This window comes from Hathewaya limosa, from assembly GCF_030815255.1.
GTDB classification, from domain to species: Bacteria; Bacillota; Clostridia; order Clostridiales; family Clostridiaceae; genus Hathewaya; species Hathewaya limosa.
Genome location: NZ_JAUSWN010000008.1, coordinates 38,444 through 47,959 on the forward strand (window position 1 = coordinate 38,444; position 9,516 = coordinate 47,959).

Here is a 9,516-nt window from a genome sequence, read left to right on the forward strand (position 1 = left end):
AATTTATGGATAAATAATAAAGATGGTGAAATATATGAGAGAAATTACTATAAAGAATGTAATTCAAAAAGATAAAGATTATTATTTTTTTACAGATAAGCTAAATAATCTTTATTATAAAGTTATAGATAAAAAAAATAATAAACCTGAGGTACTTCATAAAGAAATCATGTCGCCTAATGTAGTAGAGTTTGAAGTTTTTTTAGAATCATCAGATAAGATATATGTTTTATTTAAAAAAAATGAGGAACTAGAATGTGCTTTTTTTAATGAAGGAGAAATTAATGTAGGAAGTCTGTATTGTAGTGAAAATGGAGGTTTTGATATTTCCGAAACTAAAATGTTTATATTAAATAATAGTATAAATGTAGTAGCTGTTTTAAAAAGTCAAGAAGATATAAATAAAGATATAGTTATGCACTATGTTTACAGGGAAGGAAAAGTTGAGAGTAATATTATATGTAAGGTATTTAACAATAAAAAAACAAATTATCATTTAATGTTAGAAAAAGATAATGCAACGGTATTTTATAGCTTTGTTGAAGATAGTAAGGAAATTATAAGTTACAGAAACTTTAAAGATAATACATGGGGAGATAGTAAAAAACTTATATCGGTTTCTGGAAGTATAAAAGAAATGGACGTAGTAAAATATTATGATAATATATGTTTAGGAATAATATATAGTAATTATTCAATTAATATATTAAAAATATTAGTTATAAAAAATAAAACTCTGGAAGTCCTTGAAGAGAAAACTTATTATGATACAGAAAAACTTGATAACATATATTTTCTTAAAAGTAATAATAAATTTTATTTAACTTGGAATAAAAATAATAAGAATATAGTTACATCATGTATTGAAAATAACAAGCCTATATATACGTATATAATAGACGAATTTAATGGACAAATAGCAATATGTAATGTAAATGAGCAAAAACAAAATGGAGTAGTAGACAGATATAAAGCTTTATTAAATAAAGTAAATGATAAGGTAGGTTTTATTGATATACATGAATTATTAATATTGAATGGTATTAATAGACAAGATATATTTGATTATAGTAGTAATGTATTTAATATTTTAGGTGTAGAAAGAAGAAGAGAGCGAGATGTAATATCAAAGTTAAAATTTAATTTACAAAATTTGCAAAAGGAGTTAGAAAGAAAACAAGAAGAACTAAAAAATATAGTAAATAAATCTGAAGAGAATTCTAGTGAAACTTTAAAAAAAGCATATGAACAAAATGTATCAAAGTTAGTGAAAGAGAAAGAAAAATTATGTAAAGAAAAGAAACAATTAATAGAAGATAATCAGCACTTAAAAAAAGAAATGATCAAGTTAAAGCATGATTCAGATCAGAATATATCAGATTTAGAAATACAACTTAGTAATGTATCTAGAGAATATGCTGAGATGTCTAATAGTATGAGAAACTTTACCGAGGAAAATATAGATAATGAAAAGAATTTAAAGAAATATAAAGAAATAGTAAGTAGTCTTAATTTGAATATAGAACAATTAACAAATAAGAATCATATATTAGAAGAGAAAGCTAAGGAAGATAAAGTTTTAATAGATAAATTAAGAGAAAGTGAAAAGTTTAAGAATTCTTTTGAGAATAATATTTGTGAGTTACAGAAGAAGGTTTTAGACTTAAAAAAGGAATTAAATGCTACTATAGAACTCAATTCTATAAGAATGAGAGAGTATAAAGAAAAGATAGAGGAACAGAAAAATCTATTACGTGAAGAACAGTTAAAAAGTAGAAGTGTTTTTGAAAGAATATTTAATAAATAAAAAACTAATCTGAGGAGAACGAGGTCAATGAACGATGAAAAATATATAGCAGTTTTGGCGTCATATTCGCATACAGCTTTTTTACACAGTAGACTATTAGAGTTAAATATACCTTCAGAAATTATAGCAACTCCATATAAACTTTCCATAGGATGTACTAAATCTGTTTTATTTGATGCAAAGGATTTAAAAAGAGTTCAGAATGTTATAAGGGTTAATTCACTTATGGAAAGAGGAATTTATGAGAAGGTTTTATATAAAAATAAAATAACGTATATATTAATTTAGAACTTATAATATAACTTGAATTATAATTGTTAATTATATTTAAATATTAACAAAGATTCAAGTTATTTTTTTAGTTAAAATTAAATTTTCATTATAGTTGATATATAGTTTATTTAAAAAAATAACGATAACATATGTAAAATATATTATTTTACAAGAACATATAGAAAAAGTTAACTAGTATATAGTTATTGTATATAAGGAGAGAAAATAAAGATGAAAAAGAGATTTTTAAGTACATTAATAGCAGCAGCATTAGCTACAAATATTACTTCTATGGTTTTAGCAAGTGAAACCAATAATACATTAATTGACATAAATCAAATATACAAAAGTGCTTATGATGCTACTACAAAAAGTTTAAATGAAAAAACACAAGTATCTATAAAGGAGGCGAGAGAGGCCATTAATAAACTTCCTAAAGAGTATGGATGGGCTATTAGTGAATTTTCAAAACAAATAGATACTGTTCAACAACCAATTTTTGTTCAAATAATTCATTGTATAAAAAAGGCAGAAGGTACTAATAAGCAAAATGATATAAATAATGGTAGAGGGTTAGTGAAGGATGTAATAGAGGAACAATATAGAAGTACATGGTCTTCCGTTTTAGATAAAGTCCAACAAGAAAAAATTAATAGATTAGTTAGAAATGTAAATGAAGTAAATACCGAAAATATAAATAAATTAGTAATAATAGAAGAAGAATTAAGTGATTTAAACAAAGTTAAGTTTAATAATACTGTTAAAGATTTTGTTGATACTTATAGTGATGAAATCTTTGTAAAGATAACTAGTTCAACAGAATTAACTAATAAATACTGTGAAATAATTGAAAATAAGTTAGATAAAAAAGAAATTGAGGAAATAAAGGCATGCTCTGATTCAGAAGAATTAGTCGATACATTAAAGAATTCTCAAGCTGATAAGAATAAATTATTTAATTCAGCAATCTATTGGGTAAAAACAACAGATAGTGTTGATATAGAAAAGTTATCAAAGAAAGTAAAAGAATATAGCAATGATAATAAGGAGATAGTAAAACCTGAAAAAGAGGAAGTAGTAGAAAAAGCTAAACAACAAAAGGAAGCAGAGCAAATAGTAAGGGCAGAAAAGTTAAAACAACAAGAAATAGGAAGACAAGCTCAACTAAAGAGAGAACAAGAAGAAAAACAAAAACAAGCTGAAACAGAAAGACAAGCACGATTAAAAAAAGAACAAGAAGCAAGAGAAGCACAAGAAAAAGCTGATGCATTAAAAAAACAACAAGAAGAAGAAAAGATTAGAGTAGAAAAAGAAAAACAAGCAAAACTTTCAGAAGAAACAAGAGTAAAAGCAGAAGAAAAGTTAAAAGCAGGGCAAGCAGAAAAAGAAAGACTTGAAAAAATAGAAGCGGATAAAAAATTAGAAGCTGAAAGAATAGAAAAAGAAAATCAAGCAAAATTACAAAAAGAAGCAGAGGAAAGAGTTAAGGCTGAAAAATTAAAGCAACAACAAGAAGCAGAAAAACAAGTTCAGCTAAAGAGAGAACAAGAAGAAAAACAAAAACAAGCTGAAACAGAAAGACAAGCACGATTAAAAAAAGAACAAGAAGCAAGAGAAGCACAAGAAAAAGCTGATGCATTAAAAAAACAACAAAAAGAAGAAAAGATTAGAGTAGAAAAAGAAAAACAAGCAAAACTTTCAGAAGAAGCAAGAGTAAAAGCAGAAGAAAAGTTAAAAGCAGGGCAAGCAGAAAAAGAAAGACTTGAAAAAAGAGAAGCGGATAAAAAATTAGAAGCTGAAAGAATAGAAAAAGAAAAACAAGCAAAATTACAAAAAGAAGCAGAGGAAAGAGTTAAGGCTGAAAAATTAAAGCAACAACAAGAAGCAGAAAAACAAGTTCAGCTAAAGAGAGAACAAGAAGAGAAACAAAAACAAGCTGAAGTAGAAAGACAAGCACAATTAAAAAAAGAACAAGAAGCAAGAGAAGCACAAGAAAAAGCTGATGTATTAAAAAAACAACAAGAAGAAAAGATTAGAGTAGAAAAAGAAAAACAAGCAAAACTTGCAGAAGAAGCAAGAGTAAAAGCAGAAGAAAAACTAAAAGCAGAGCAAGCAGAAAAAGAAAGACTTGCAAAAATAGAACAAGAAAAGCAAAGAGTTAAAGATGAAAATAATAGATTAATAGAAGAGGCAAAAAATAATATAAATCTTGGAGATTTAACTAACATAAAAGACAATTTAACATTACCAACAGAAGACTCTAATGGAGTTAAGATTTCATGGACATCTAATGATGAAGCAACAATAAAAAATGATGGAATAGTTACTAGACCAAGTTCAGATAGCCAAGATAGAAATGTTAAATTAGTTGCAACATTTACTAAAGAGGAACAAACATCAACTAAAGAATTTACAGCTATAGTAAAGGCACAAGAAAAACCTAAAGTAAAAACAAGAACTGAGGAAATAGTTGATTTATTAAAAGAAGATAAGCCAATAGAGTTTAAAAAACCAGAAAACTTTGATATAGCTGTTAAAGAGGCTGTAAAGCAATTAAAAGAAAAGTTTGAAATGATTGTGCCTTATTCAGAGTATACAAAATATAATTTTAATAAATATAATAACATTATGGGTGAATTGGGTGGAGAAGATTATGGCAAACCTGGAGTTTCAACAAGTGGGGGAACAGTAGTTGACGGTAAAGTTAAAATGACAGTAAAGTTTGATTATAGAAGAGATACAGATGAAGTAAAAAGACAAAAGAAAGCTACAGAAGAGGCTGTTAAAAGAATCATCGGTGAAGTTATAAAACCAGGAATGACTGATGTTGAAAAAGAACTAGCATTACACGACTATGTAGTTAAACATGCAGATTATAATATGGCAGGACTTGCAAAGCAACCTTCAGATTTAGAAGATCACAATGCTTATGGTGTTCTAGTATTAGGTAAAGGTGTATGTGAAAGCTATGCAAAAGCAATGCATTTATTATTGAATGAAGTAGGAGTAGAGTGTAAATATGCCACAGGATATAAAAGAAACCCTAATGGAAGTAAAGGTGGTGGACACGCTTGGAATATGGTTAAGTTAGATAATGAATGGTATAACTTGGATGCGACATGGGATGATCCAGTTTCTGATAGGGTTGGAAGAAGTGATAAAGAGGTTGTAGTATCACCAGTAAGTCACGCATATTTCAATGTAACAGATGTAGTATTTAATATAGATCATATGAGAGGTGATTTTGAACAAAATAATTATCCAACAGCTAATGGAACTAAATATGCATATGATAATCTAGATGTAGATGAATTTATGAATGATGGAACAAAAGTACCAAAGGTAACAAGTAAAGAGAAACTTATACAATCAGTTAAAGAAGCAATGAAAAATAGAAAAACTGAATTTTATGTAAGGCTTAAAGGATTCAAAATAACTCAGCAAGAATTAATGAATGAGCTTGGCAAAGTTCTAGATGGCAATATATACAAAAGCTATGGTGTATCTCCAACAGATTCAAGTCATGCACATTGCACATTTGTATTAAGATAGATGTACTAGAGAGAGTGTAATAACTAAAATAAAAGGTTATTACACTTTTATTTTAAAGAAATAAAAATAACTTTGTGTCAAAAAATCTATAAAAAACATACATTGTAACTATAGATAACAAGATTATCTATAATCTAAATAGGAGTTGGTCACTCTTGATACAAACAATAAGTGTAACAAATGATAGTTTTGTATATGAAGGTAGTCCATATACAAATTATGAAGGAGCACCATATCTTTATATTGGAAATAATACTAATGTTTCTAATGCACCTTCTACAGGAAGTTGCGAAGTTCTTTTATATTTTGATTTAAGTCAAATTCCCACAACAAGTACTATTCAAAGTGCTCAATTAAAGTTATATGTCAATTATAATCCATCAATAACTCCAGTTACTTTGAGTATTAGTACTTTAGGATCTAGTTTTAATCCTAGCTTAATAGATTGGAATATGACAACAGCAATGCAAACAACAAGTACAAGTGATACTATTATTATAAATGGATCAAGTCAGTATGTAACAGGAAATGTAACAGATATAGTTAAAAATTGGGTAAATGGAACAGTTGCAAACAATGGTATATTATTACAAAGCTCAACTCCAAGTTTTACTAACGGTTTCATTACAATTGGAAGTGTTAATAATTCAATAAATCAATATGCACCGGTGCTAGAAATTACCTTTAGTAACTCTTCAACATCACAAACTGAAATAAGCACAGGGGATTATGATATAACAACTTCAACAAGTCAAATTAATGGTCAGAATGTATCGACCACTTATGCTGTAAGCAATAAAGGTGTAGACGCATATGATAAAGCTTTAGCAGTTCTTCAGTTAAATTATGGAGGAAATTGGTATGATACTAAAGCAGCACCAGTTTTACCAGGAGGAACAGCAGTGCTTACAAGTTTAGCTGGTAATACCCAAAGTAGATTGGAGCTTTTAGGAACTATATTCCCAACATTATATTCCTTTGTTTCAAATACTGGAGCAGGAAACTATAATTTGCAACCTATTTTAGATGTTTTTAGTAGTTCCGGTGGTTTAGCTGAACCATATAATGAACAGGTAGGAATATTATATTCTACAGTAGGGTCAGCGCAAGCTGGTGTAGCTGTTAATCCGGTTAATGGAGTTGTAACTACAACAGGAGCATCTCTTTCCGGAGGTAATTTAACTACTACGCCTGTAACTCAGCCTATGGAAGTTACCCTATTAAATATCCCTTCAGCACAACAATACAATTTAACTTTTACTAATATGATATATGCAGCTACTTCAGCTCAGATAACATCTGGATTAAGTACAGTGGGCAGCGGTATTACAACAAATTTAGTAAATTTAAGTAGTGTAACTAATATACCAACAGGTGTACAGATTACAACAAACTATAGTTCAATATTAACAGGGGTTACTACAATTTATAAGGATGCTATAATAAGTTCTAATAAACCATTAAATGGTATTAATGTAGATATTTACTATGCTCAAGGAACTTCAGGTGGGTCACAAAGTGGTTTGAACTATCAATTATTAAAAAGTAATGTATCTTTAACAGGTGAGTTTATGTATTTGTCCCAGATTACTGGCCAACAACTCAATAATTTAGGGGCTTTAAACGGAAAACAAGATAATTATCAAATAGTAATAAATCCAAGTACAACAGCTACAGGAAGTTATGAGCTATCTATTGATGATGTGGCAGGATTAGGAAGTGTATCAGGAATAACCCCTCAAAACAAAATGAAATATTTAGATTTTAATAATATAATAACCATAAATCTTCCTTTTGCATCAATGCCTAATTCTGTTTCTTAAATAATTAAGTATTAATATGTAAAATAAATAAGACCATGCTTGAAATTGAATACATGGTCTTATTAAGTTTTTATAAAAAGGTAATAAGTTAGTATCTGTAAGAAATATTTATAATAAAATAAGTATCAAAAAAGAACATAAAAACATAGTATAAAGTAGTAGAATCATAGATAAAATTCTACAAAATTTAAATTAGGAGCTGGTCACTCTTGATACAAACAATAAGTGTAACAAATGATAGTTTTGTATATGAAGGTAGTCCATATACAAATTATGAAGGAGCACCATATCTTTATATTGGAAATAATAGCAATGTTCCTAATGCGCCTTCTACAGGAAGTTGCGAAATTCTTTTATATTTTGATTTAAGTCAAATTCCCACAACAAGTACTATTCAAAGTGCTCAATTAAAATTATATGTAAATTATAATCCATCAATAACTCCAGTTACTTTGAGTATTAGTACTTTAGGATCAAGTTTTAATCCTAGCTTAATAGATTGGAATATGACAACAGCAATGCAAACAACAAGTACAAGTGATACTATTATTATAAATGGATCAAGTCAGTATGTAACAGGAAATGTAACAGATATAGTTAAAAATTGGGTAAATGGAACAGTTTCAAACAATGGTATATTATTACAAAGTACAACCCCAAGTTTTACTAACGGTTTCATTACAATTGGAAGTGTTAATAATTCTATAAATCAATATGCACCAGTGCTAGAAATTACCTTGAGTAATTCCTCAACAAATGAAACACAAACAACCTCTGGAAATTATAATATAATAAAGTCTAATACGCAAGTTAATGGACAAAATGTATCTACAACCTATGCTATAAAAAATAATGGAACGGCTGCTTATGATCAATCTTTAGCAGTTCTTCAAACAAATTACGGTGGAAATTGGTATGATACAGAGGCTACGCCTATTTATCCAGGAGGAACTGGAGTAATTACAAGCTTATCTGGAAGTAATCAGACTAAATTACAGATTGTAGGGTTAGTAGCACCAGTAGTATATTCTTTTGTTTCAAGTAGTGGAGCAGGAAATTATAGTTTACAGTCTATAGTAGATGTAGATAGCACACAAAGTGATTTAGCACAACCATATTCAGGCCAAGTAGGGTTATTGTTTGAAGCAAGTCCAAATCTTCAATCCGGAGTTACTTCTATCAATCCTTTAACAGGGGCAGTTGTAACTAATGGAAGTGCGCTTTCAAATTTAGCTAGTAATCCAACAACACAAGGAGTTGCAGTATATCTTTCAAATATACCATCTGCAAGTAAATATGATTTAACTTTTACTAATATGATTTATGCAGATACTTCGGGACAAATAACCAATGGATTAAGTGCGGCAGGAACAGGTGTTACAACTAATTTAGTAACTTCAAGTACTGTAACAAATATACCAAGTGGAATTCAAATCACAACTAACTATAGTTCAATTTTAAGTTCAGTTTCTACTATTTATAAAGACGTAAGTATAATATCAAATAAGGATTTAACAGGAATTGTAGTTGATATTTATTCAGGATCAGGATCTTCAGGAGGTCCTCAAAGTTCTGTAAGCTATAGCTTAGTGAAAGGAAACGTAGCATTGTCTGGTACTAGTATGTTGTTATCAACTTTAATAGGTCAGTCACTTGCAACTTTAGCAAGTAAAAATGGAAATCAAGATAATATTCAAATAAAAATAAATCCAAGCACAACAGCTACAGGAAATTATGAATTAGCAATTAATGATATTTGTGGACCTGGAAGCACATCTGCAGTTACGCCTTCAACAATGAAGTATTTGGATATTAATAATATTATTACGTTATCATTACCATTATCTTCTACGGTAACAATGTAAAAACTAACAATTAATAGAATTAGAAAACCGTATGTGAGTTTCACATGCGGTTTCTTTAATTCGTACATTTTTTTCGTTCTAACATTAATTCTGTTACTATTTTTGTGTACAGATAATTTTGTAGTAATACAACAGTATTTAAAGGATAAATAACTTTCATTTAAATTTATTTATAGGAGATTTTTAATTCGTTAAA

General features: G+C 28.4%; 5 protein-coding genes. All 5 read left to right on the plus strand.

What is annotated here, in order from left to right; translation table 11 throughout:
- Positions 1–34: 34 nt before the first annotated feature.
- The 5 genes from QOZ93_RS05965 (at position 35) to QOZ93_RS05985 (ending at position 9,320) form a co-directional block, all read left to right on the plus strand.
- Complete coding sequence (locus tag QOZ93_RS05965; protein ID WP_307355495.1) at positions 35–1,807, plus strand: hypothetical protein; 1,773 nt, start codon at positions 35–37, stop codon at positions 1,805–1,807.
- A gap of 27 nt (positions 1,808–1,834) precedes the next feature.
- Positions 1,835–2,095 (plus strand): putative Se/S carrier protein, encoded by a 261-nt coding sequence (locus QOZ93_RS05970; protein WP_307355496.1) that lies wholly within the window; start codon positions 1,835–1,837, stop codon positions 2,093–2,095.
- 216 nt (positions 2,096–2,311) lie between these two features.
- Positions 2,312–5,632: an immunoglobulin-like domain-containing protein gene (locus QOZ93_RS05975; RefSeq protein ID WP_307355497.1), complete on the plus strand. Its 3,321-nt coding sequence runs from the start codon at positions 2,312–2,314 to the stop codon at positions 5,630–5,632.
- A 155-nt stretch (positions 5,633–5,787) separates the two neighbouring features.
- Entirely contained in the window at positions 5,788–7,455 is a 1,668-nt protein-coding gene (locus QOZ93_RS05980) for a DNRLRE domain-containing protein (protein WP_307355498.1), read from the plus strand.
- Between the two features lie 209 nt (positions 7,456–7,664).
- Positions 7,665–9,320: a DNRLRE domain-containing protein gene (locus QOZ93_RS05985; protein ID WP_307355499.1), complete on the plus strand. Its 1,656-nt coding sequence runs from the start codon at positions 7,665–7,667 to the stop codon at positions 9,318–9,320.
- The last annotated feature ends 196 nt before the right edge of the window (positions 9,321–9,516 follow it).

Excerpts from the sequence above, each read along its gene's own strand:
- QOZ93_RS05975 (WP_307355497.1), top strand. The coding sequence starts at position 2,312 with ATGAAAAAGAGATTTTTAAGTACATTAATAGCAGCAGCATTAGCTACA.
- QOZ93_RS05970 (WP_307355496.1), top strand. The coding sequence starts at position 1,835 with ATGAACGATGAAAAATATATAGCAGTTTTGGCGTCATATTCGCATACA.
- QOZ93_RS05965 (WP_307355495.1), top strand. The coding sequence starts at position 35 with ATGAGAGAAATTACTATAAAGAATGTAATTCAAAAAGATAAAGATTAT.